Source organism: Enterococcus casseliflavus (assembly GCF_029215545.1).
Classification (GTDB): Bacteria; Bacillota; Bacilli; order Lactobacillales; family Enterococcaceae; genus Enterococcus_D; species Enterococcus_D casseliflavus.
On sequence record NZ_CP119393.1, the window covers coordinates 3,081,897 to 3,104,433 of the forward strand.

Annotated in this window: 19 protein-coding genes; 5 read left to right on the plus strand and 14 right to left on the minus strand. The window is 40.8% G+C overall.

The genetic code is table 11. The annotated features are described in order from the left end of the window. The first annotated feature begins 30 nt into the window (after positions 1-30). A complete protein-coding gene (locus tag P0G38_RS14545; RefSeq protein WP_016611334.1) occupies positions 31-783 on the plus strand; it encodes a MurR/RpiR family transcriptional regulator in 753 nt (250 codons plus the stop codon). 191 nt (positions 784-974) lie between these two features. Here P0G38_RS14545 and P0G38_RS14550 read toward each other — a convergent pair whose 3' ends face one another. Both P0G38_RS14550 and P0G38_RS14555 read right to left on the minus strand, forming a co-directional pair. Beyond that, on the minus strand, positions 975-2,303 hold the full coding sequence (locus P0G38_RS14550; protein WP_005227522.1) for a PTS sugar transporter subunit IIC: 1,329 nt from the start codon (positions 2,301-2,303) through the stop codon (positions 975-977). A gap of 145 nt (positions 2,304-2,448) precedes the next feature. Then, positions 2,449-3,162, minus strand: coding sequence for a GntR family transcriptional regulator (locus tag P0G38_RS14555; protein WP_005227520.1), 714 nt, complete (start codon positions 3,160-3,162; stop codon positions 2,449-2,451). A gap of 168 nt (positions 3,163-3,330) precedes the next feature. Between P0G38_RS14555 and P0G38_RS14560 the strand changes: the two genes are divergently transcribed. After that, entirely contained in the window at positions 3,331-4,755 is a 1,425-nt protein-coding gene (locus tag P0G38_RS14560) for a glycoside hydrolase family 1 protein (RefSeq protein ID WP_275852501.1), read from the plus strand. Between the two features lie 518 nt (positions 4,756-5,273). Here the strand turns inward: P0G38_RS14560 and P0G38_RS14565 are convergent. Beyond that, positions 5,274-5,378 carry a putative holin-like toxin gene (locus tag P0G38_RS14565; RefSeq protein WP_017144486.1) on the minus strand — a complete coding sequence of 35 codons (105 nt, stop codon included), beginning with the start codon at positions 5,376-5,378 and terminating at the stop codon, positions 5,274-5,276. A 368-nt stretch (positions 5,379-5,746) separates the two neighbouring features. On the opposite strand from P0G38_RS14565, the gene P0G38_RS14570 reads away from it, so the two are divergent. Next, a complete protein-coding gene (locus P0G38_RS14570) occupies positions 5,747-6,580 on the plus strand; it encodes an AraC family transcriptional regulator (RefSeq protein WP_275852504.1) in 834 nt (277 codons plus the stop codon). Continuing rightward, a complete protein-coding gene (locus P0G38_RS14575) occupies positions 6,573-6,992 on the plus strand; it encodes a DUF2000 domain-containing protein (protein ID WP_275852507.1) in 420 nt (139 codons plus the stop codon). Before P0G38_RS14570 ends, P0G38_RS14575 begins: the two co-directional genes overlap by 8 nt. A 194-nt stretch (positions 6,993-7,186) precedes the next feature. Here P0G38_RS14575 and P0G38_RS14580 read toward each other — a convergent pair whose 3' ends face one another. From P0G38_RS14580 to P0G38_RS14590, 3 genes are all read right to left on the minus strand, one after another. Further along, positions 7,187-7,729: a DUF3267 domain-containing protein gene (locus P0G38_RS14580; RefSeq protein ID WP_275852510.1), complete on the minus strand. Its 543-nt coding sequence runs from the start codon at positions 7,727-7,729 to the stop codon at positions 7,187-7,189. Positions 7,730-7,787: 58 nt separating this feature from the next. Beyond that, complete coding sequence (locus tag P0G38_RS14585) at positions 7,788-8,105, minus strand: hypothetical protein (RefSeq protein ID WP_086339094.1); 318 nt, start codon at positions 8,103-8,105, stop codon at positions 7,788-7,790. 460 nt (positions 8,106-8,565) lie between these two features. Then, positions 8,566-9,690: a GGDEF domain-containing protein gene (locus P0G38_RS14590; protein WP_275852515.1), complete on the minus strand. Its 1,125-nt coding sequence runs from the start codon at positions 9,688-9,690 to the stop codon at positions 8,566-8,568. Between the two features lie 134 nt (positions 9,691-9,824). Between P0G38_RS14590 and P0G38_RS14595 the strand changes: the two genes are divergently transcribed. Next, a complete protein-coding gene (locus P0G38_RS14595; protein ID WP_010748787.1) occupies positions 9,825-10,568 on the plus strand; it encodes an EAL domain-containing protein in 744 nt (247 codons plus the stop codon). A gap of 372 nt (positions 10,569-10,940) precedes the next feature. Here P0G38_RS14595 and P0G38_RS14600 read toward each other — a convergent pair whose 3' ends face one another. The 8 genes from P0G38_RS14600 to P0G38_RS14635 all read right to left on the minus strand — a co-directional run bounded on the left by P0G38_RS14600 (position 10,941) and on the right by P0G38_RS14635 (position 22,403). Beyond that, positions 10,941-11,288: a DUF7006 family protein gene (locus P0G38_RS14600; protein ID WP_016609683.1), complete on the minus strand. Its 348-nt coding sequence runs from the start codon at positions 11,286-11,288 to the stop codon at positions 10,941-10,943. A 124-nt stretch (positions 11,289-11,412) separates the two neighbouring features. Then, positions 11,413-11,808, minus strand: a complete 396-nt coding sequence (locus P0G38_RS14605; protein ID WP_087626879.1) for a hypothetical protein — start codon at positions 11,806-11,808, stop codon at positions 11,413-11,415. Positions 11,809-11,980: 172 nt separating this feature from the next. After that, a complete protein-coding gene (locus P0G38_RS14610; RefSeq protein ID WP_016609681.1) occupies positions 11,981-12,310 on the minus strand; it encodes an LPXTG cell wall anchor domain-containing protein in 330 nt (109 codons plus the stop codon). A 34-nt stretch (positions 12,311-12,344) separates the two neighbouring features. Beyond that, positions 12,345-12,908, minus strand: a complete 564-nt coding sequence (locus P0G38_RS14615; protein ID WP_074536605.1) for a hypothetical protein — start codon at positions 12,906-12,908, stop codon at positions 12,345-12,347. A gap of 26 nt (positions 12,909-12,934) precedes the next feature. Then, entirely contained in the window at positions 12,935-13,453 is a 519-nt protein-coding gene (locus P0G38_RS14620) for a hypothetical protein (protein ID WP_275852529.1), read from the minus strand. Between the two features lie 39 nt (positions 13,454-13,492). Continuing rightward, positions 13,493-18,073: a hypothetical protein gene (locus P0G38_RS14625; protein WP_338070806.1), complete on the minus strand. Its 4,581-nt coding sequence runs from the start codon at positions 18,071-18,073 to the stop codon at positions 13,493-13,495. A gap of 374 nt (positions 18,074-18,447) precedes the next feature. Further along, positions 18,448-19,923 (minus strand): AcpB/EbpR/MafR family transcriptional regulator, encoded by a 1,476-nt coding sequence (locus tag P0G38_RS14630; RefSeq protein ID WP_015508951.1) that lies wholly within the window; start codon positions 19,921-19,923, stop codon positions 18,448-18,450. A 242-nt stretch (positions 19,924-20,165) separates the two neighbouring features. Further along, on the minus strand, positions 20,166-22,403 hold the full coding sequence (locus P0G38_RS14635; protein ID WP_275852535.1) for an excinuclease ABC subunit UvrA: 2,238 nt from the start codon (positions 22,401-22,403) through the stop codon (positions 20,166-20,168). Between the last annotated feature and the right edge of the window lie 134 nt (positions 22,404-22,537).

A 22,537-nucleotide genomic window follows, 5' to 3' on the forward strand; every position in this document is an offset into this window, starting at 1 on the left:
TGTTACAATTTGTAACAGGAGGGGATTACTATGTTGTTTCTTGACTATCAACCAGACTTAAATGAAACGGATATTGAGGTATATAAAGCAATTATTTCAGAGGTAAATGCAGTTGCTTCCATGAGTATTCGAGAATTAGCTGAGAAAAGTCATACGAGTACTGCCAGCGTATTACGCTTTTGTAAAAAATTTCGCTGTACCGGTTTTTCTGAATTTAAAATTTACCTTAGTGCGTATCTCGAATCTCTTAAAGAAGAAAAAGAGGTAAAAACACTTGATTTTGAGAGTGAACTCTTGAATTTTTTAGCACGGACACAAGACAAATTCTTTGAAGATAAATTTGATGAGGCAGTTCACTTATTGATGGAAAAAGAGCTGATTATTTTTATTGGCGTAGGCTCCTCAAATGTTGTTGCTGAATATGGTTCTCTTTATTTCTCGTCACTATTTAACATGGCGATTCGCATTGAAGATCCTAGTAATTATCCTATTAATTACCTATCCACTGAGTTAGCAAAAAAAATGTGTATCGTCGCTTTATCCGTTTCCGGCGAGACCACAGAAATCATTCAATATTTAAATCATTTGAATCTATCAGAAAGCTCAGTAATAGGAATTACCAGCAGCTCTAATTCAACACTTTCTAAATTAGCTGATATTTCAATAACCTATAATATTTCGCTAGAAAAAATTAATGAAGCTGATATTACAACCCAGATACCGGCAATGTATATTATTGAAAAGTTAGCCAAAACCGTGAGAAAAAGAATGGAAACTCAATAGATTTGTAAAAAAAATTCTTCAGGTAATTCTTTCCCTCTATTCACAAGTTCACTGATTGATATTTCCACAAAAAAAAGAGACTCACATGTATCTATGTGGTCTCTTTTTGATATACAAATTTGTTCAATTTATTTGTTTCTCTTCCCTTTGGTTTGAGAAGACTTCAAAAAATCTTGTGAAGTTTCCTCTTCTCAATCATTTGCCTCTTCATTTCCTATTGTTGAGGTAACTTTTTCATCGATACGTAAAAATGGTAAGTAGATAAAAACACTCACAGCAATGATCGCAATTTGCAAGACTGATGCTCGCCAATCGCCACCAGTTGCTAAAAATCCAGATATGACGGGAGGAGTGGTCCAAGGTATCTGCACGACTACATGATTAATCAAACCAACAGCTGTCGCAAAATATGCAACTGTTAGAGAAAAAATCGGCGCCAATACAAATGGAATAATCAAACTAATATTGAAAACAATTGGTAAACCAAAAATGATCGGTTCACTGATATTAAATAGTGCAGGAGTTACGGATAATTTTGCAAAGTCTTTGTAGTCTTTACGACGACTAAAGATAAAAATAGCAATTAGCAAAGCAATAGTATTTCCTGATCCTCCCATAACAGCAAACGTATCTTTAAATGCCATGTTTATGATATGTGGAATATCTTCCCTATTCGCATAAGCAGCCATATTCTCTTGCATATTTTGAATTAAGAACGGATCGAGAAGTGAACCTGATATCACTGCTTGATGAATTCCAAACCCGAAAAATAGATTTGCAATTGAGGTAATTAAGAGGAACCCTGGTAAACCTGTCGTTACCCTACTTAAAGGTCCAGTGATTAGAGTAGTAATCAACGAATTAACATCCATATTGAATAATTGATTGACAGCAAATGAACCAATTGCGAAGGTAGTCACGGTAATCATGATTGGAATAAGGACGTTAAATGACTTCAACACAGCTGGTGGGATATTTCCTGACAACTGAATTTGTAACTTTTTGTTATTTGATAACTTAATAAAGAGTTCCGTAGCAGCTAAGCCCACAAAAATTCCAACGAACATTCCTGACGCACCAGTATGAGTGACAGGAATAACCCCACCTACCTCCAGCGCTTCTTGACTTCCTTCTGGTGTAAACATCGTCATCATAGGGGTGAGAACAATAAACGTTGAAATAGCGACTAGAACAGCAGCAATATGATTTGTATAATTTCTGCTAACACACATATGATAAGAAACTGCCGCAACAACTAATAGCGTCGTTATACTTAGCGTTCCATTACTAATGGAAGTCCCGATTTCTTGAATCGTCGTTAATGTTGCTGGATCAATGATATTTCCCATAAATCCTGTTGGCTCTAAAATAACATAGTTGATCAATGTAACAAATCCCGCCAACATCATAAAAGGCATAAAAGTGGCGAAAGCATCCCTTAGTGTTCGAAGATGAATCTGGTTCCCTAGCCTTGTGGCTATTATTCCGAACTTTTCAAAAATAGCATCTTTTTTACTCATAATCCCGATCAGTCTCCTTTTTTAGTTGTAAGCGATTGCTTATGGGATGATCATACACCAGCTTTTTAAAAAAGTAAATATCTTTATTTAAAATTATATATCTTTTTTTAAAAGTCAAAAAAAGACCAACGAAATTCGTTGGTCTTCACTTCTCAACAAAAACTGCTTCAAAAATAAAATCTTTGTATAAATGTCTCGAAAGAGAATATTCAAACGGTACACCAGATGACAATGACACCACTTTGTCTACCTCTATCATAAACTCGCCTGGTTTTACAGAAAGAATTTCCGCATCGAAGTCATTTGCCACATCACCTTTGATCCAAATATGGGAAGATTTAATCTCTAGACCAAGCTCATTTGTAATGTAGCCATATACAGAACGTTTCAAATGCTTTGGTTCTAACCCCGGTATAACAGAAAGTGGCATAAACGTTTGCTCAATAGAGTACGGTTGTTCATCAATAAAACGACTTCTAATAATATTATAGACATACTCTTTTTGATTTATTTCTAAAATTTCTGCCACTTCATTCGATGGCAACTCAATTGAGAACGTATGGATTTCAGAAGTCACATGTTCTTCCCCTACTAAATCAAAAAGACCTTCATTTGGTCCAAACACTTTCGAATTATCAATTGGTCTGCGTAGAACTTCCGTTCCGAATCCGCTACGTGTTCGTAAAACTCCCTCTGATACTAGCATATCAATACCTTTCTTCACAGTGAGCTTACTTGTTTGATACTCATGCGCAAGTTCATCGCCTGTAGGTAATTTTTCGCCGATTTGATAGGTTCCATTGGCAATTTTTTTCTTTACCTCCGTATAAACCTCCATATATTTTGGCTGTTTCTTCATAACTTACTCCCTCATACTCATCTCTATTACTTATACTTTAACATAAAAAATTGTCTTTTTACAGCTAAAAACATACCCATCATGAAAAGATATATATTTTTAACGAAAAGTATTTATTTATACTAAAAGCAATGTTACACTATTAAAAACGAACAGGAGGAAACGATAATGTCAAGACAAACTCAGTTAACATTTCCAGATGACTTTTGGTGGGGATCCGCTTGGTCAGCAGAACAATCTGAAGGGCGTGGAGAAACAGGAAAAGCAGAGACCGTATGGGATCGGTGGTTTCACGAAGAACCTCATCGTTTTTATAAACGAATTGGACCTAGTATTACGACAGACCATATCCATCGTTACCACGAAGATATTCAATTGATGAAACAAACCGGGCACAATTCATTTCGGGTGTCTATCTCATGGGCACGAATGTTTCCAAATGATGGGGTTGGTAAACCAAACGAGAAAGCGATAGCCTATTATCGAGATCTTTTTACCGAAATGAAAAATAATAATATCAAAGTTTTTGCGAATCTCTATCATTTTGATATGCCCGCAAAATTACAAGATAAAGGGGGATGGGAATCACGTGAAGTTGTTGAAGCTTATGTAAATTTTGCTGATACCTGTTTTCTAGCGTTTGGCGACTTAGTTTATCATTGGTTCACCTTTAACGAACCTTTGGGGCCAATCTTGGGCTCTTATTTAGAAGATTTTCACTATCCAAATCTCATTGATTTTAAGCGTGGTGCTCAAGCAGCGTTCTTTACCATATTAGCCCATGCAAAAGCCATTCAAACTTTTAAAAAATACCAGCTATCTAGCAAAATCGGAGTAATTCTCAATTTGAGTCCGACTTTCCCAAGAAGCCAAAATTCAGCAGATAAAAAAGCAGCAGAAATTGCGGATCTTTTTTATACTCGTAGTTTCTTAGATCCCATGGTCAAAGGAGTATTTCCAGAAAAACTAGTCTCTTTGCTGGAAGAATATGACCAATTACCCGTTGATTTCAATGACACAGACCTAAAAATTATTGAAGAGAATACCGCGCAGATACTTGGTCTAAACTACTATGAACCACGCCGTGTCAAAGCAAGAACTTCTGCCGTTAATTTAGAAAGTCCATTCTTACCAGAATGGTTCTTTGAACCGCATATTATGCCTGGTCGTCGAATGAATGAATATCGTGGATGGGAAATCTATGAAAAAGGAATTTATGATTTATGTATGGACATCAAAAATAACTATGGAAATATTGAATCCTTTATCTCAGAAAACGGTATGGGTGTTGCTAATGAAGAACGGTTCATGGATGAAAATGGACAGGTGATTGATGACTATCGCATTGAATTTATCCAGGATCATCTCGCCTATTTATGGAAAGCAATTCAAGATGGCTGTAATATAAAAGGGTATCATCTATGGACATTCATTGATTGTTGGTCATGGATCAATGCATATAAAAACCGCTACGGCTTAGTTTCTTTAGATTTAGCCACACAGAAACGTACAATAAAGAAAAGTGGCTTGTTTTACAAGGAACTAAGTAAGCAAAACGGTTTTTCCTACGATCTCGAGCGATTGGTAGATTAGCATTCACGAATATGATCGATAGTGATCTGTATAGAAGAAATCTGTTGCCACAACTCCTCTTTCGCACCTTTTAAGAAGGCGACAGGGTTTTATTAGTAAAAAAATAACCGTTTCCTTGCTAAAGTCGACGGTTATTTTTTTGTCATTTTTCACTGTGGCTAGGATACGAAAGAGCAGCATGGCAATAAATGTACCAGAATTTATCTGGAACTTATTAGCCGCTAGTTTCGATAATAATGCTTCCCTTTTCTTTAAACATTGCATTCGTTTTTAGATGTTCGAACACTTTTCAAAAATGACTACATCGAACACCTTATTCCAATTGAGAATAAGGTTTTGCCTATGTCGCTTATCGATTTTGTTTGAAAATATCCTTGTTAAAGTTGAAAAATCACTCTCTTCTTGCTATACTAACTATGTAAAGAGGAGTTGTTGCCACAACCCCTCTGCAGCGCCATTTAAGACGGCGACAGGTTTTTTAACTTAAAAGATAACCGTTTCCCTGTTAAAGTCGACGGTTATTTTTTTTTGTCATTTTTCACTGCGGCTAGGATACCAAAGATCAGCATGGCGGTAAATGTACCAAAACTGATCATTAGCCCGATTGCTTCCGCTGTGGACAAAAAGGCTTCTCCTTTCTGAAGAGTTAGTACTTACATTCATAAGCACCACCACCTTTCAAAGATAGCCACCGTCACAAACTTTACTGCAGTCAAATGGTACCATACTTCCATCAATAAAACTTTCAAATGCCAAGGATTTATCGTTATTTTTTTCACGGTGCATGGTCCATTTGCTTTGATTCATTCCATAGAATCGTCAAAATAACCCGCTGTTCTTTCTTCAAGCCTGATCCACTCTTTTCCGACCTTCTCCAGCCCCTTTTCTCAGTCCCAACCAAGTGTCTTCCATCAAGAAAAATAGTCAAAAGTCAATATCATTCTATTCACCAAAAACCACTTTTGTTATAGTAACAAAAAGGAGAATGCAGATGAGAAATGAACGAAAAATCATTCAAGATAGCACCCTTGGTGTAGAGGCTTTATTATTTAACGGCATCCAGCAGGAGTTTCCTAACCATTGGCACGAATATTATGTGATTGGCTTGATGGAAGCTGGGACGCGTCAATTCACCTGTCAAAATACCTGCTATATCGTTGAAGCAGGCGACTTGATTTTGATTCCGCCAAAGGCTGCCCACCGCTGCCAGCAACTCACGGAGGAGAAGCTGGTTTACCGTAATATCCACTTAACCCCGGAGAACATGGCGGTACAAGTACAAAAAATTTTTAACACTCAATTGACGCCCCACTTTCCTGAACCGGTCATTCGCCAAGTGAAAGAAAAAGAGGAATTTCATGCAGTTCACCAGCTGTTGCTGTCGGATCGCGGTGATGAGTTTGAAAAGCAAGAACGCTTTACTTGTCTGCTTCACGACCTGCTTGTTCCGTATGCGGATTTCACCCACGAACAAACGGACCCGGTGTCAAATAAAGCCGCAGCGGCAAAAGCCTATATCGATCAACATTATGCCGAAAAATTGTCCTTGAGTGAATTAAGTGACGTTCTTGGAATGAATCAGTACGTCTTGATTCGGCAGTTTACCAAAGCGTATGGGCTGTCGCCGTTTCAATATTTAAGTACGGTGCGCATCAGTGCTGCCAAGAAAAGACTAGAAGCACAAGAAGCAATTGCAGAAGTCGCTTTTCTGACAGGTTTTAGTGACCAAAGTCATTTTACCCGTATCTTTAAAAGCTTGATTGGGGTCACCCCGAAAGCTTACCAAACAATTTACCAAGAAGATGGAGTGAGAACGTATGAATAACCAAGAAAAATGTGTCATGATTATCGATGAACAATTACCGATTGGCTTAGTTGCAAATACTGCAGCAATTTTAGGCGCAACCTTAGGCAAATTGTTTCCCGAAGGAATCGGAGAAGATATTTACGATTCGACGGGCAGAAAACACCTTGGCATTGTCAACTTCCCCATTCCTATCTTAAAAACGAACAAGGAACAGTTGCAGACCATTCGTGAATCGATCAGTCAACAAGCGGATCCAGAAGTAACCATCATTGATTTTTCCGACGTTGCTCAGACCACCAATTCTTACGAGCAATACCGTCAGACGCTTGAGAAAATTCCCACAGAAACACTGGCTTATTTTGGTCTTTGTTTAAAAGGCAAGAAAAAGAGTATCAATAAAGTCGCTGGCAGCTTACCGTTGTATCGGTAAAGCGCTAATAAGAAAACGGTCGTTTAAAACAAGTTGTCTTTTTGTCGGCCGAACAGTCTTCTTGCTATATACGTTTTTTATAAACAGTCCTATAAAAAAAACAAACACTTTTGAGGTGTTTGTTTTTTTGTAAGAGATTTTCTAGCATACATTTTCTTGCTCTTTGATTTTGACAAGATCAATTGAAAAATAAACTACTCTCCTTGATAAATATTCAGCCCCACTTCAGTATCTTCTACACAACTGTTCGCTGGTGCTTTAACAATCAGAAAAAGAAAGTAAAAGTCTCCCACACAAGAAGCGGCATGTGCGGCAGCAATCAAGGTAAAAAGAGATGCCGTCAACCAGCCAAATAAATAAAATAGAAAGAGACCCACAGAAATGCCAAGGAATGGCGCCAATAAAATGATGGCAAATTTCCCTTTTGAATAAAAGGAATGGGGACTCGTGGCATATGCTACGCCATTTTTGAACCCAAACTTTACCTTCCCTTTAGGGTCAAAAAGCTTGAAGAAGGCACCATGGATCAATTCATGAATAATGATGAGAATAAAATATGCAACCATTAAGATCAAAAGATCGAAAATAAACGAAGTTTCAGCATTTGACCCATGACCACCTAAGACAAAGAGTGTAAAGAACACATAGAAAAAAATAAAACTAGGGATCGCCGCGAGATTCAATCTCTTTATTGTTTTTTGATCATCCATCAAATTGATTTGTTTGAGTAATTTCATCGCTGTTCTCCTCTTCTTTTTGTCATTCTTCTTAGTACATGATTTCTATGAATTCCCTTTACCCAACCAATAAGAGCAGCAAACACAAAACCAGTGCCGTTAAAACGAAGAGGAAATTGATCATCTCTGGCGCACTTTCAAACCTTCTCTTTAATGGCGGAGGACGAAAACTTGGATTCATGCTTTTCGTTTGGTAGTCCACGCTGCTTGATAAAAAGCTGTCGGAAGGGATCATAAACACTAAAAGAACGCCATAAATAATGGAGGCAGGAATCAGGAGTGAGCATTTGGCTAGGTAGCCAATCAGTAGACTCACGATCAAAGGAATAGCTACGTACAAAACACTTTGGTACAGTATTCGCCGAATTGGTTTCATGGGGAAGTCTCCTTAGTCAGTAATCGTTACGCACAGCAAAAAATAATTTTATTTACTTATCAAATAAATATACCATTGCTTTTAAAGACTGTAAACACGCCAGAAAACCAAGTCGATGCTGCCAAGCGCGGCTGCCCAATGATTGGTGCAAAAAAAGAAGTGGTTTCTTCCCACTTCTTAAAAAGCACTCTACTTGCCTTTCTATCCTCGCTTAACCTCTCAAGATAATCGGCAAACCGTTTAGTAAACCGTTATACTTACCAGATTGCTTCCTCTCTTCCCTTTGAAAAAGACACGACGCTGGAAAAAGAAGCCTGCGAACCTTGTCTCTTTATTAAAACTTCTTCTGAAAATTATTCGTCTAAAAAAATCATACGACCTTGTCTTTCCTTTTGGTTTCCTACAACTCCCGATCTACTTGAGAAAAGACTGCGAAACCTTCTTTAGAAAAGCAAACGTCTCAAGAAAAAATAATCGTGCGGTTTCTGCCCTTCCTTTTTGCTTCGTACAATGCTTGATCTGCTTGGTAAAAGGTTTCTGAAATGTCTAACGCAGAGGCTGCTTCTGAAATCCCTGCCGAAAAGTAAAGGGTGAGTTGGGCGGTTTCTAATTTCAACTGTTCATTGCTTAAAAACAAATGGAATTCTTCAATAATTTTTTTCACAGCATCAGAAGTATTCTCTTTAAATAGGACTAAAAATTCTTCGCCGCCATATCGATAGACTTCGACTAAATGGGAAGGACTTTTCTGGTAGAGAAACGTCATCAGTTTTTCCGAAAAGAAGGATAGGGCTTGATTGCCGATTTGATGTCCATGGTGATCATTGATGCGCTTAAAATGATCTAAATCCATCATCACCACGACGAGCTGGTCCTTCTCAAGTAGCGCCAGCTTTGAAATATCCTCGTTCAGACTGCGGAAATTTTTCACCTTGGTCAACTCATCATAATTGCGTTCAATGATTTTTGTGTTAATTTTTTCCAGGAAATTTTTTTGATTCTGCAAATAATACTTCCATAAAGAAACGATCCCCACAGATCCAATGCCTAAAGACACTACATCCCAAACCCTAATTTCGCGGCGATAAAAAAGCAAGGCGTTGAGCATCGGCGAGACAACTGTAACGAAAATCGAAAATAGGTAAAATGCCGTGTGATTTGGTTGTCCATAAAATCTTTTCTTTAATAAGCCCGTAACGATTAAAATGATGTAATTTAATCCGATAATAAAGAGCATGGCTTCCCATTCAAATTTATTGATCAATGCAAAAAAGGTCAGCAAAATGACGGGTACTAACCCAACCAGATAGATTTTTTCTTTGAGAATGCCAAAATAATAAATAAAGATTGGAATCGTATATTCATACGCAACATAACCGATACTGTTCAAAGAAAATGATATAATAAAGTAGACTTGCGAAATAAACAAAACAATACCAATAAGAATTTTAAACGACAGGCGTAAATTCAATTCTTTGAAGTTCTTGATAAACAAATCATACGAAATGAGCAAGCTCACGACTAACACAGAATAGATCGCAGCATAAATCAGATGGACAAACACACTACTCCTTCTTTCTTTCATAGATTTTTCTTTAAAATCGTTCGCCCATGATTTTGAAAGGCTCGATTCTTTAACGATGCAGCGCACGAAATAAGCTTTTTTCCTGCACTTCATGAAACCAAAAATAAAGCGACCCCAGAAAGGAGCAGAAACCAATGTCTGAGAAAATAGAACAAGAACTCTTATCGATATTTCCCCAATTATATTTTGATGCCCAGCCTATCTTTCAAATGAAAGCAGATAGTCAGAAAGTGATTGGCTACGAATTATTATTGAGAAGTACCGAAAGAAATAGGTTTCCCCTTTCCTTCTTCCAGCAAGTGATCAAATACAAAAAATTACATACTCGTTTACTGCAGTGGTATCGAAATGAAATTTTCAGCTTGCTTCATCCGAACGAAGAAACAAAAATCAGTCTCAATATCCACCCGCAACAACTCAGCTACCCAGAAACCTTTTTGATGTTAGCTGATTTAGCTCCCTACCATGATCGTATTTTGATTGAGATCACCGAAGACGATACAGAACCTTCTATCGCTTGTGATCCCAAGTCCTTTCTTATGAACAAAATCAACCAAATAAAAAAGATGCGCTTTTCTGTCGCATTGGATGATGTAGGGACAGGCATTCATTCACTGACAAATATTGCACCGATGCTGGATAAAATCGATGTGATCAAGTTTTCGCCTATCTCGTTGCGAGTCCTGTCCCAAAAAGAGATTTTCTTTTTGATCGACTTCTGGCGAAATATCGCCAGCAATCGTAAAATCCAATTTATTGTCGAAGGGGTCGAAACCTCGGATATCCATGAGTACCTACTTGAAGAAGAGATTTTCCTTCAACAAGGGTTTTATTTGGACAAACCTGCCCCAGCTGATCAATTAAAGCGAAAAAAATAGCCACCACATCGTTTATTTTTCTCACTATACGTGATTAAAAATAAACGATTATTAAAAAAATGAACAGATGCCCTTCAAATATAACACAAATAATTTTATTTGCAGAATTTTTGCTGATTCGGCATCGTTTAAACGGTGATTTCACATGAGAGAAAGTAGAAATCAAAGAAAAGACCTTTTTTTGATAGGTGGATAGACAAAAAGCATTCAAGAAGTCAATTCCTGAATGCTTTTTGTCTATTCACTCTTTTTTCGATACACCCCTTCTATTTCAATCGCTCACCTTCCCTAATTGCAAAAGTATTAAAAATAGTCATCACTTCTTACCTACTCGTCTTGCTAGAAGTGATTCCTACCATTCCCCTCCTTGATTCATCTCACATTGAAAACCAGAGAATGTTTCGCTTTTGTTCCTAGATTGTAACCACACAGTTCTTTTAGATAAAAGCGGTAATCATTTTCAACGATTCGAATGATCTCATTGTCGGAAAAATCGTCGAATCGCATCATTTCTGTGACTAAGACCAGTTTGGCGTCGATGCCCAGAATATCTGGGGTGATCGCCCAAAATGTTTCTGGTGAAATGGCTGCTACCAATTCATCAAGGAGGGCCAATTGCTTTTCAACATACGCCGCTAAAGCGCCATTGGCGCGGTGTGACTCCGCAAATTTCTTTTGAAATCCATCAAGGTATTCTGTTTTTGAAGTAAATACCGTCATACTTTTTTACTCCTTTCTTTGAGGGGAACAAGCCCCGTTATTTTCTTCCTAAAGCTCAGCTTGTTCTTCTAGTTATTCATTCACTATTTTTTCTAGTTGCTGAAAAAGCCCCCAGGCACAGGCGTCAATGCAGAATATCCAGCAATCCTCTAACCAGCTGCTTGTAATGCTCTTTTTGATCTTTTGCTCCATTTTCTGCCTTGATTGAAAGACTTTGCTCAATGGCTGCTTGAGGAATCAGCAGATGAGTATTTAAACTTGAGATAAAGGAGACACTTTCTTCCAATAATTGATACTCTTTTTGCAGGTTGCTGGGTAATTTATATTTACGTAAAGGAAATAAATAGCGAGCATTGGCTTTTATTTCTTCTATACGATCGTTTTCTAGTAAGTAACGCATGGTATCGAGTTGCTTTCCTTGGTGATACGGGCAACTATCTGCACTCAGCAGATGGGTATAGTACCCGATGTATTCACTATTTATGATGGTTCTTTCAAACGCTTCTTTCTTGATTTTCATCTTCTGTATCCTTCTTTCAAAGCTATCACTGACCTCACTTATACAGCGTTTGTGGTATCACTAAGTACTGTTTCTTCTTTTGGTCCATTTTTTGTTAAATCTTTCATCAAAAAAAGAGAAACTGTAAGTTTTCCCCACAGTTTCTCCTTTACGCTTCTAGCGATGCCTATAGTTAAGGAGCGACGCTTTCACCGTGTTTCTTTTTTCTTGTTACTGCGACGACAAACAGTACTAGGAGTGTATACCCAAGAATGATCAAACTGCTTGTGTTTGATGAACCTGTTTGTGGTAATTTTCCTTGTCCGATTTGAGAACCATCTGCTACGATCGTTTTCTTATTGTCATCGTCTGCTTCTTCCTCTTGCGTCACCGTTTCACCGATTCGACCGGTCACGGAGACTTGCCCTGTCGTCGCCTCTGCGACGCTGGTTTCCGATAGATCCCAGACAGTCAGAGTCAGTAACACAGCGACGAAAAGAACGATTCGTTTTCGTTTTTTCATACGATAGATCCCTTCTTTACTGGGATTTCAATTCTTAGTCTTCCTCTACATCCGGCGCAAAGCTCAAGACCAATTTGAAACTTGGATTTGATTCTTCTGATGCATCGGTCGGTGTTGCTTCACCAGTGAACGCAAACGTGCCTTCATTCGTACCTTGGTTGCCTTCAAGGGTAAATAATTCTGTTTCTGCTACGGTTGGTGTGCCGTTTTCAAACAACTCGATACCATTTACGTTTAACAAGTCTACTTCATCCATATTCAATGGTGTATCGACACCCGCAACAGAAGCGATCACACCAACTGCTGAGTTATTTGTCACAGTGTAGCTAGGTGAAACGATCTCTTTGTGGCTTGACTCTTCTGTTGTATAGAACAAAGCAGTCGTTGGAATCGTCACATTGATCCATTGGTTCAAATCGTCGGGATTTGGTCCAGGGGTTGTGTTATCGAATGATCCGATGATCCCGTTTACTTGGACATCTCCTGACGTATCGCCTTCACGTCCGTCAATGGTTTGTGTCGCAAAAGCGGTGGTGCCGCTTGCGATTACTCCTGCGATTGTTGCGGTACTTAGAATAGCTGCTACAAATTTTTTCATTTTTATTTCCTCACTTTTCCTTTTTTTTAATTCTTAACGATAATCGTTAATTCAGCTTCAGTGACCCCTTGTTTTTCTTTGCTTTCAGGGTCGTAAATATTGATCGTGGCTTTGGCGGGATATTCCCCTTTGGCCAACGGTGTCGCCAAGGCGACATTTTCAACAAATTGGTTTGGATAGATCGCACCGGAAGAATAGATGACTTCTCCGCTCGACAGTAAAGAGATATCCACGGCGATTGGGTACACATTGGTGCCTGGATTGACGATCTCGATGGATCCTGTGCTTTGACCATTTTCAAAAATGGCTTCTGGATTGATTTGCAGCGTGAAATAATTCGCATCCGCAATCTCCTGCGCTCGTTCAGAAACCCGCTGATCGGTGGCATCGCCAGATTCTGGCAACAGGTCGGCACTGATCAAAGGGACTGCTGTTTTTGATTGGTAAAAGTAGTACCCGATCCCACCGATAAGTACTAGCAACAGCAACAACCACAAGATCCATTTCCATCGATCCTTCGTTTCGGTTTGATTCGTTTGCTCCAATGGATTCACCTCCTTCGCGTTTGGTACGATCTTTTTTCTTTAATCTCGTGGGACAAAGCGTAAGACGATGCGATACTTCGGTACGAGCAAGTCTTCATAATACCCACCTTGGTCGGCTTCTGTATCAACGATCCATTGGGGATAGTCTCCATAGAAGTCCCCCGTTAAGGAAATCGGCACGCGGCTTCTTTCTTCTAGGCGAACCAAGTGTTGTTCCTCCATCGCTTCATAGAGTTGGATCTGTGTTTCTTCCGTTTTTAGATTCAATCGCAACAGCGGGGTTGAAATATCGTCATAGGTCAGGGTTGGGTCTTCTTCTTCGCTTTCACTTTCGGCATAGTCGAGAGGATCTTCTCCCGCTTCTAACAAGACAATACTGGCACTATCATCGATCGCCAGTTGATTGACGTAGGTATCCACGGCAAGTGGCGATTGATTGCGGATCTCATACGTTTGGCTTTCAAAATTACGATTCGATTCCGCTGTGTTGTACAAGGATTCGAAGACCATTTTGGTCGGGATCGTCACTCGCATATGCTCCAGTTTCGATGTCACATCGATACCGACTGTCAGCTGGTAGGCTTTATTCCCCACCTCAAGAACAGCGAAGTAGCTACCATCTTCGTCCACTTCTCGTGTAAGATCCGTTTCTACGATGCGAAAGTCATCCGTCATATCCGCTTCCGTCAAGACGTTTGCGGCTTGCGCACGACTTTCTTGAAGGATCAAAGCATCTAATTCTTCTTGCGTGCTTAATTCATTAATTTTATAGCGATCTAAGGTGATATTGTATGCTTCAAAGTTCACACCTTTAATCACGGTTTGACGAGCGGTCACATCGACATAGGTCTCAATCGACGGTTTTGATAAGAAAATCGACACTTCTGTCTCGGTTTCCAATCGTTCATTTTCTCTTAGTGGAATACGGAAATAGCGATACAGTTGATTTTCATCACGATAGTCGCCCCATTCGATTCGTTCAGAGTTTTTGTCTAATTCGACAAGTTCTCCGTCAGTATTGGTATAGGAGATCACTGTGATATCGGTATCCTCGTACATAGAACCAGTGATTTCAGTCGACTGATCACTCAATGCATCAATTCGGGCAACGAGGCCTTCTGGTTCTGAAAAACGAATTTTATTGTAATTATTTTTCGCAATCACTTGATAAATATCTGTTTGTGTTTCAAGACTTTCTAAGGAACCATCGAATTGTTCGCCACTCAGCAATCTGGAACGTGCTTCGCCATTTCCTGTGCCTCCATAGGGGAAGGTATTCCCACCATTTCGATTGATTCGCATCGTTCCTGAAATATTGATAAATTCTTCCGTTGGTGCCTCTAAAGAAGCATTTTCCCAAACTGCTAGTTTTTGACTCGCCACATTGATTCGCAAACCATTCGCAACCGTATTTTGTGCGGAGCGGATCAAACGCTGCAATTGCGCATTGGCTTGACCAGTTCTTGTCGTAGGGTGACTAATTTCAAACAAATTCACATTGTTTATATTCAATCGTGCATTGGCTAGTCTGAAATAAAGAACTTCAGATTTATTTCTTATGGTTTCTAATACAACCGTAGCGTCTTCTTCTGCGGAAAATGAATTACGGACATTGACTAGTGGTCGATTGATAAATTCTGCTGATGTCCCCATGCCTGTTCGATTATCAGTCATGAAAAAATTAGCTCTGGCCCCTACCATGATGTTCGCAAATGAATTCGAATGATTGCTTGAGGCATTCCCTCCCGCTTGCGTATTTAATCCTCTCGCAACCCCTTTAAAGGTCGCGTCATCATTGAGAATGAAATTAGAGGAAGTCGTGACTCTAAAGATTCCTCCAGATTGATCCACGTCAAGGGTAGCTCCTTTGCCAATCCGAACAAATGAATTACTAGCCGTCAACCATATAAAGCGGGAATCTGAAGTCGTTCGATCTCTTCTTGACGTCATGGTGGCATTGTCTTGCAATTCCACTCTTTGTGACACTCGGATTCTGGCGTAATTTTGACTTGTAGCTGAATTTTGAATCGCCGTCGTTGTTGGCTCTGTCAAATGAACTTCAGCATGTTGTCCCAGCGTAACGGAACGAACAGTGGTGTTTCCTGTCATTCCCCTCGCTGCGTTGATTCTCGTATAGGAATTTTCGCCAAATAGCAGATCCGTCGTTCCGACGCCTTGTAAAAATCGTCCCCCCGTATCAACTTCGACTTTACTTGCTTCTTCCATCGTAAATTTCGAGTTCGCCAAGGTTAAACGAAAGACCGCTCGTGCTGCTTGTCGTGTAGTATGATTGACCGTTACTTTCGCTTCACGTCCAAGTTTGATTTCTTCTCTAAAGCGGAAAAAATCAACATTTGCATTGCTTCGTCCAGAAACGGTGATCTCAGAGTGATCGCCCACATGCAACCTGCGAATGGTTGAAGAAGCAGCAGATGAGGTACCGCCGGTAAAGCCTTGTGCGGTTTGTAGGCTGATCGTATTTGCTTCACCAATATAGATATCTGTTGTGCTGCGACCAGTAACCAATGGTCCTACTTGATTAAGGGTGATGGTTGCATTTGCTTCTGATAGAAATTGGGATGCCGCCGACGTTGAACCCAATGCAATGAAAGGATTGGCGGCCGATGACGTGCGAGAATAGTTGATTGTCGCTTTTTCTCCTAGAAAGAAGCGTCGTTGCACGGAAAACGCATTGGCTGCTGCACTCGTTGAATGCTCAGCAATCGTGATTTCAGCCCCTTCAAGCAGCTCAAATTGATCGACCATCGTTCCAGCGGTGAAGCCATGACCTAACACACCAGTAAGTTTCGCGTATTTCCCTAAAGTTACCTGAGCCAAGCTTGCATTGACGAACGCCCCACGCTGATTCACAGCTATTTCTGAATAGTCACCAATGGTGATTTTTCCGTTGCTCGATGCTAAACCGATGACGACATTCGATGTACTCGCTGAAGAGGTCGTTCGCGTTCTCGGTACGTCAATTGTTGTATGACTGCCGACTTGAACCGAAGACGTTGCGAAAAAGGTGCGATACGCTTGACCAACAGTGGCATTACTAGGTTCACTGATGGCTATTTCCACCTGATCACCAATCGAAATACTGTCAACGGCTATGTTGCCATTAAACCCGTTGCTATGCTGATTGTTCATTTTCACATGGTCTTGGATCACGATCGTGGAACTCGCCACCCCTGTAAACATTGGTCCATGCTGCGAGACCTTGGTTTGTGTGTGCTCCCCCAAATCGATGGCAGAATTCGCACTTCGAAGTTGAATAAATGCCCCGGTCGTTGTGCCCGTCCGCGTTCCCTCGATGATGGTAGGTTGGTCTGCGGTACTATTTTCAACGACGAAGCGGCGTCCGACATTGATGGCGGGTGTCGTACTGACTGTTCCATACTCAGATAGCTTTAACTGACTACCTGCTTGTAACCGTATCTCTCCTAACGTACTGGTAGAGTTCCCGGAAAGTCCTTGTCCTGTACCAACATCCAGAGTTGCCCCTGTGGCTAACGTCAATCGGCTATCTTGATTGGCATTTGGCAAGGAGACCATCGCACCAGATTGGCGGATCGTCGTCACACTTCCTTGACCAAAATCAAGGCTTGCTGCGGTACCCGTCATGTGAAAGACGGTGCCAGTATTGCTGTTGGTACTGCGAGTGACAGAAATTTCAGCTTGGCTAGCGACTGCTACTTGGTTCATTTCAAAAATCGGTGTGGCATTTGAGGAGCGATGATTGATCGTCAATTGTCCTTCAACCAAAAGCCTTTCCGCCGTGAACAAGGTTGGAATAGAAGACGTCGCTGTCGTCACCACATTGGTTCCTTTGAAATGAAGTTGTGCTTGGTTGTTATTCACCACGCGTCCTGCGGTAGTGGTCAGCTCCAGTTGGGTATCTTCAAAAGTAATCGTTGATGCCCCAGTTGTTTGAGCCAGCCCTTGCGCTGACTGGATGCCTTGTTGCTGCACCCCTTGCCAAGTCAGTTGAACAGGTGCTGCAAACTGCATCAGGTTCTCGGCTGCCGTCTGTGAAACGATCACAGGCATCTCTTGACTACGAAAAGTAACGTTCGTCCGTTGGATCCCACTGATTGGCTCAGTTAATGCCAAGTTGCTGGCAAAAGTAAGCACTAGCGATTGCTCATTGGCGATTTCTTCGTAACGATACTCCGTGCCCTCTTCATCGGTGAAGGATTCCCCAAGTAAAATTGCCCGCAATTGCGCCTCACTTGCTACAGTCAGTTGGATGGTTGCAGCTTCTGCATCGAACCCTTCGACTTGCTCGTTTTCAGATTCAGGCTCCTCTTCATCTTCTGAGCTGTCTGGCGTTTCTGCTTCGGGCAGTGCTTCAGTTTCTTCTACTTCTTCTTGGCTAGCGGTCGTTGAATCATCGGTGGCTTCCGATGAGGTTGTTTGTTCCTCGCTGCTTTGCTCGGTTGACTCTTGCGTTTCCGATTGATCAGCAGAATTATTGGTTTCCTCCCCAGAAGATTGTTGCGTCCCTTCAGAAAGTGACTCTGTTTCTGCATAAGCAACTTGCTGGAACGCCATCGTCGTGTTGACGCCCGTGCTGCTCAGTAGTAATACGGCCGAAAACAATGTAAGTAATTTCATCATATCCTCCTTTCTTCAAGTCTTTGTTGCGTTAAGAAAGCTGAAACCTAGGAAATAGCTTCTTGCTTTTTCACGCAAAGCTGTCTCAATATTCTTCGTTTTTGAGGGAACGACAAAAAAAGACATTTTGATGAATCAAATGTCTGGAGAAAGTTGTTAGATTAAGTTTTCATAAAATAATAACTACATACGAGTTCTGTATTCTCAAAAACGAAGGTTATTGGGACAAATTATTTGTAAGTATGACACGCGTGTTCCTTACTAAACTAAGAATAGCGTGGTCGTTTCTCAAAGGAAAATCATTATTTTCATAAACACCTGAAATAGATGAATAAATAACATACCTGTTTGAACGCGTGACCAGCACAGCAATTGGTTTAAAAGAGCGGTTTTTGATGGGGATTTATTTTCCTTTCGAGGTGTTCCCAATCGCGATCATCCGGGAGAGATTTCAACAATAAGTAATCTGTTTTGACTTTATAATCAACGAGGTAGCGATTGTAATTGGTCACGATCAAATCGATATGGGCAGCATGAAGCGTATGTTTTGTTAAATATTGCAGTTGAACAAACGTCAATTTATGCTTGCTGCCAAATCGCTGGATCGCTCGGGTTTGGATATGCTGGCACACAAAATGATCCCCTTCTAAGAGGAAATAAATGGTTTTTGCTGGTGCATAATAATCGAAAATCAGCTCGCTATAAATCGTTAAACTGACACAGATGTCTTCTAAGTAGGCAGTAGACAAAGAGAGTTTTTTGCTCTGCTCCTTAAGAAATTGTAAGTTCTTTTGGTAACTCTCACTGTTGGAACGCATGATCACCTCTTTGATATCATCCATTTCCTTGTTCAAAACCGGCGCAATCGCATGGTTAATTTTTCTCGATAAAAAGAAAGAACGTAAAAAAGTCGCAACCGTTTTGGCTTGTGCTTGGGGCACCTCATGGTTTTGAAGAAACAAGTCCGTCACAGTTGTGATGGCTTCGCCTTGATGAAATTGTTGGTAAAACTTTTCCTCTCGTTCTTCTTGATCCAAGGTTCGCTTGCACAAGGTGACTAAGTAGATCCAAGCGAATTCTTCTTTAGGCAGCTGAACCTGATAGATTTTTTCAATGCCTTCCTTCAGTGCGTATAGCTTGGAAAAACTGTTCCCTTTATACGCCTGTCTAACGAGTTCTTTCGGCATAGTGATACGATAGCCGAGGCTCGCACGCTTGATGGCAATATAAAATGTGTAGTAAAACGCTGCGGGAGTCGCCCCAGATCCGATTTCATAATAGCCGAACTTGTCCTCCAATTGACCTAAGATCAAGTCATGCAAGGCTTGATCTGGAACCAACGTATAGATCGTTTCCACACCTTCGTAATAAAAATCTTTGAAAAACTTACGCAAGTTGGCTTCACTTCCTTCAATCGTTAAGGGATTAGATGCCCACTGCAAGCCATAGCTTTTTAAAATAGGGTTTCGCTGATTGAGTAGACGCCGAAACGTACTCTCTGAAAAATGATAATGATGTGCCAGCTCATCCACCTTAGATAGTTTGCCATGGAAAATATTCCCGATAATTTCAAATAAGCATTCATTTTTTAACAAGCTTTGCTTTCTTTTTTGATAGTCTGCTGGCTTTTTCTCTTCGAAAACAAACCCGCTATTGCCCGAAACGAGGGCAATACTGTCCCCAAAATATTCTTTCATGTATTTGATATCATTGGCAATCGTTCGTTGCGTCACCTGATTGCGCTCTGCTAAGTCGCCAATCGTGAACACACGGTCTCGCTCAATCGTACTCAGCAGCCGAAACAAGCGCGCGGTCGTACGGTTGCTGATGAAGGCCAATTGCAACTCTCTCATTCATCCCACTCCTTTTTTTCAAGAAATTCTTTTCTATACTATTACATAAATAGCACACTATTTGGTAATTATATACTCAAATTTATATATTTTTAATCAAAAAACCTACTAAAAATGAAAAAAATAACGAGGAGAAATTCACTTTTTAGACTTATCATATTCTTTTTTGCTGGAGGAAAAAGAAAAAAAGCCGCAAACAGCGCTCGATGAAAGAGCTGCTTGCGGCTATTTTGGTTTTCTCATTAAAATAAATACTGGGCTGTAATCGAGGACTGGCACTCGATCAGTTTTTCTGGAATCCCTTCGTACAACACTTCGCCACCGCGAATCCCGCCATCAACACCGACATCGATCAGCCAATCCGCTGCTTTCATGACCTCAAGGTTGTGTTCGATCACGATCACCGTGTTGCCTTTTTCCACTAGTCGTTCGATGATTGCCAAAATGCTCTTGATGTCTGCCATGTGCAATCCGGTTGTTGGTTCATCCATAATGTAGATATTGCCTTTTTTGCTTAATTCTTTTGCTAACTTCAGTCGTTGGCATTCACCACCAGACAAGGTATTCAATGGCTGTCCAAGGGTCATGTATCCTAGTCCCACAGCCAAAATCTGTTTTAGTTTTCTTTGAATCGCTTTTTCCTCAAAGAATTCCACCGCTTCTGTGATGCTCATGGCAAGGACTTCATCGATCGACTTGCCTTTCAAGCGATACTGGTAGACTTCTTCTTTAAACCGTTTGCCGCCGCAGGCCTGACACAAAACCTCGACGGAATCCATAAAGGACAGTTCCATCTTGATGGTCCCGTGGCCTTTGCACGTTTCACAGGCGCCTTCGGAATTGTAGGAAAAAAGACCTGCTGAGACCTTGTTTTCTTGGGAAAATAACTTCCGAATGTCATTCATGATCCCAGAATAGGTCGCTGGATTGGAGCGGATATTTCCCGCCACCGCTGATTGATCGATCGTAATGGCTTCGGGGTATTCTTTACCAAAAACCCCATTCACTAAACTGCTCTTTCCAGAACCAGCAACACCGGTCACCACTGTAAATACTCCTAATGGCACCCGCAGTGCTGTATTTTTCAAGTTATGCAGCGTCGATTTTTTCGTTTCGATAACCTGCTGACTCTGGCGAGGTGCTTCTTTAAAGTCCACCATCTGTCCAAATGCTTTGCCAGTCAGTGTATCTGAGCGCAGCAATCCTTCAAAGGTTCCTTCGTAGGTAATATAGCCGCCATTTTTCCCCGCTTTAGGACCAACATCGATAATATGGTCAGCTGCTTTAATGACGTCTGGATCATGCTCCACTACGATGACGGTGTTCCCTTTGTCCCGTAGTTTGACTAACAATTCATTCAATCGATGGACATCTCTTGGATGCAGCCCAATACTCGGTTCATCAAAAATGTAGATCACATCGTTCAAGCTAGAAGACAAGTGTTTGACCATTTTTACCCGCTGACTTTCCCCACCAGAAAGGGTCGTCGTTTCACGGTCTAAGGAAACATAATCCAACCCGATATTGATTAGATCAGTGATTCTCGCTTGGATGTTTTGAAGCAGTGGTTGGACACTCTCCTCCGAGATTTCTTGAAGAACCGTCAATAGTTCATCCACTTGCATCGCCAAAAAGTCCGCAATCGAATAGCCCGCGATTTTGCACGCGAGTACTTGTGGATTGAATCGTTTCCCCTGACAGTCAGGACACTTCTGTTCATTCATGAAAGAAGCGATTTTCTTCTGGGTAGCAGCGGAGCTTTCATTGCCACCTTTGATATTGGAGCGATTAAAACGAGCGACTAAGCCTTCATACGTGGAACTCATCCCTTCCATATACAAGGAATCGATTTTTTCTCCTTGGGCATACAAAAAGCGGTTCATTTCTTCTTCGCTATATTCTTTCAACGGCTTGTCATTGTCAAAAAAGCCCGTATTGGTGAAAGACTTCAGCAGCCAAGAGCCAACTTTATAGCCAGGAAGCAAGATCGCCCCTTCGTTTAAGGACTTTTCAAGATCCAGTGCCTTTTCTAAATCTAAGCCGACGATGCGCCCAATCCCTTCGCAAGTGGGACACATCCCATGAGGATCATTGAAGGAGAAATTCCATGCAGGACCTAAATACGGTTGACCAAGACGAGAAAAAAGCAAGCGGATCAAAGGATTGATATCTGTGATCGTCCCTAATGTAGAGCGGGAATTGCCGCCTAAACGGCTTTGATCAACTACTACCGCCATCGAAAGATTGTCGATGGCGTCCGCATCGGGCTGGCTGTATTTTGGCAAAAAGTTGCGGACAAATTTCGAAAAGTTCTCATTCAGCTGTCGCCCAGCTTCTTGTGCGATCGTGTCAAAGACGATCGATGACTTGCCTGAACCAGAGACACCCGTGAAAATCGTGATTTTTCTTTTGGGAATCTTCAAGTCAAAGCCCTTCAAATTGTTCTGCCTGGCGTTGTGGATCGTAATGTATTCCTGCATGCTATACCCTCCCAGATTCTGTTGAATTTTTTCAGTGAGCGACCATTATAGCACAAACATTCTCGCTGTTTCTCGGAATTTTGAAAAAAAACTATGTTTATTTTATGTTTTGTTCTAAATGCTGGAATAGCAAG

Coding starts and splice junctions, on each gene's coding strand:
- P0G38_RS14610 (WP_016609681.1), bottom strand. CDS start 12,310: ATGAAAAAACGAAAACGAATCGTTCTTTTCGTCGCTGTGTTACTGACT.
- P0G38_RS14600 (WP_016609683.1), bottom strand. CDS start 11,288: ATGACGGTATTTACTTCAAAAACAGAATACCTTGATGGATTTCAAAAG.
- P0G38_RS14595 (WP_010748787.1), top strand. CDS start 9,825: ATGTCTGAGAAAATAGAACAAGAACTCTTATCGATATTTCCCCAATTA.
- P0G38_RS14560 (WP_275852501.1), top strand. CDS start 3,331: ATGTCAAGACAAACTCAGTTAACATTTCCAGATGACTTTTGGTGGGGA.
- P0G38_RS14545 (WP_016611334.1), top strand. CDS start 31: ATGTTGTTTCTTGACTATCAACCAGACTTAAATGAAACGGATATTGAG.
- P0G38_RS14615 (WP_074536605.1), bottom strand. CDS start 12,908: ATGAAAAAATTTGTAGCAGCTATTCTAAGTACCGCAACAATCGCAGGA.
- P0G38_RS14580 (WP_275852510.1), bottom strand. CDS start 7,729: ATGAAATTACTCAAACAAATCAATTTGATGGATGATCAAAAAACAATA.
- P0G38_RS14570 (WP_275852504.1), top strand. CDS start 5,747: ATGAGAAATGAACGAAAAATCATTCAAGATAGCACCCTTGGTGTAGAG.
- P0G38_RS14575 (WP_275852507.1), top strand. CDS start 6,573: ATGAATAACCAAGAAAAATGTGTCATGATTATCGATGAACAATTACCG.
- P0G38_RS14550 (WP_005227522.1), bottom strand. CDS start 2,303: ATGAGTAAAAAAGATGCTATTTTTGAAAAGTTCGGAATAATAGCCACA.
- P0G38_RS14585 (WP_086339094.1), bottom strand. CDS start 8,105: ATGAAACCAATTCGGCGAATACTGTACCAAAGTGTTTTGTACGTAGCT.
- P0G38_RS14625 (WP_338070806.1), bottom strand. CDS start 18,073: ATGATGAAATTACTTACATTGTTTTCGGCCGTATTACTACTGAGCAGC.
- P0G38_RS14590 (WP_275852515.1), bottom strand. CDS start 9,690: ATGAAAGAAAGAAGGAGTAGTGTGTTTGTCCATCTGATTTATGCTGCG.
- P0G38_RS14605 (WP_087626879.1), bottom strand. CDS start 11,808: ATGAAAATCAAGAAAGAAGCGTTTGAAAGAACCATCATAAATAGTGAA.
- P0G38_RS14555 (WP_005227520.1), bottom strand. CDS start 3,162: ATGAAGAAACAGCCAAAATATATGGAGGTTTATACGGAGGTAAAGAAA.
- P0G38_RS14630 (WP_015508951.1), bottom strand. CDS start 19,923: ATGAGAGAGTTGCAATTGGCCTTCATCAGCAACCGTACGACCGCGCGC.
- P0G38_RS14635 (WP_275852535.1), bottom strand. CDS start 22,403: ATGCAGGAATACATTACGATCCACAACGCCAGGCAGAACAATTTGAAG.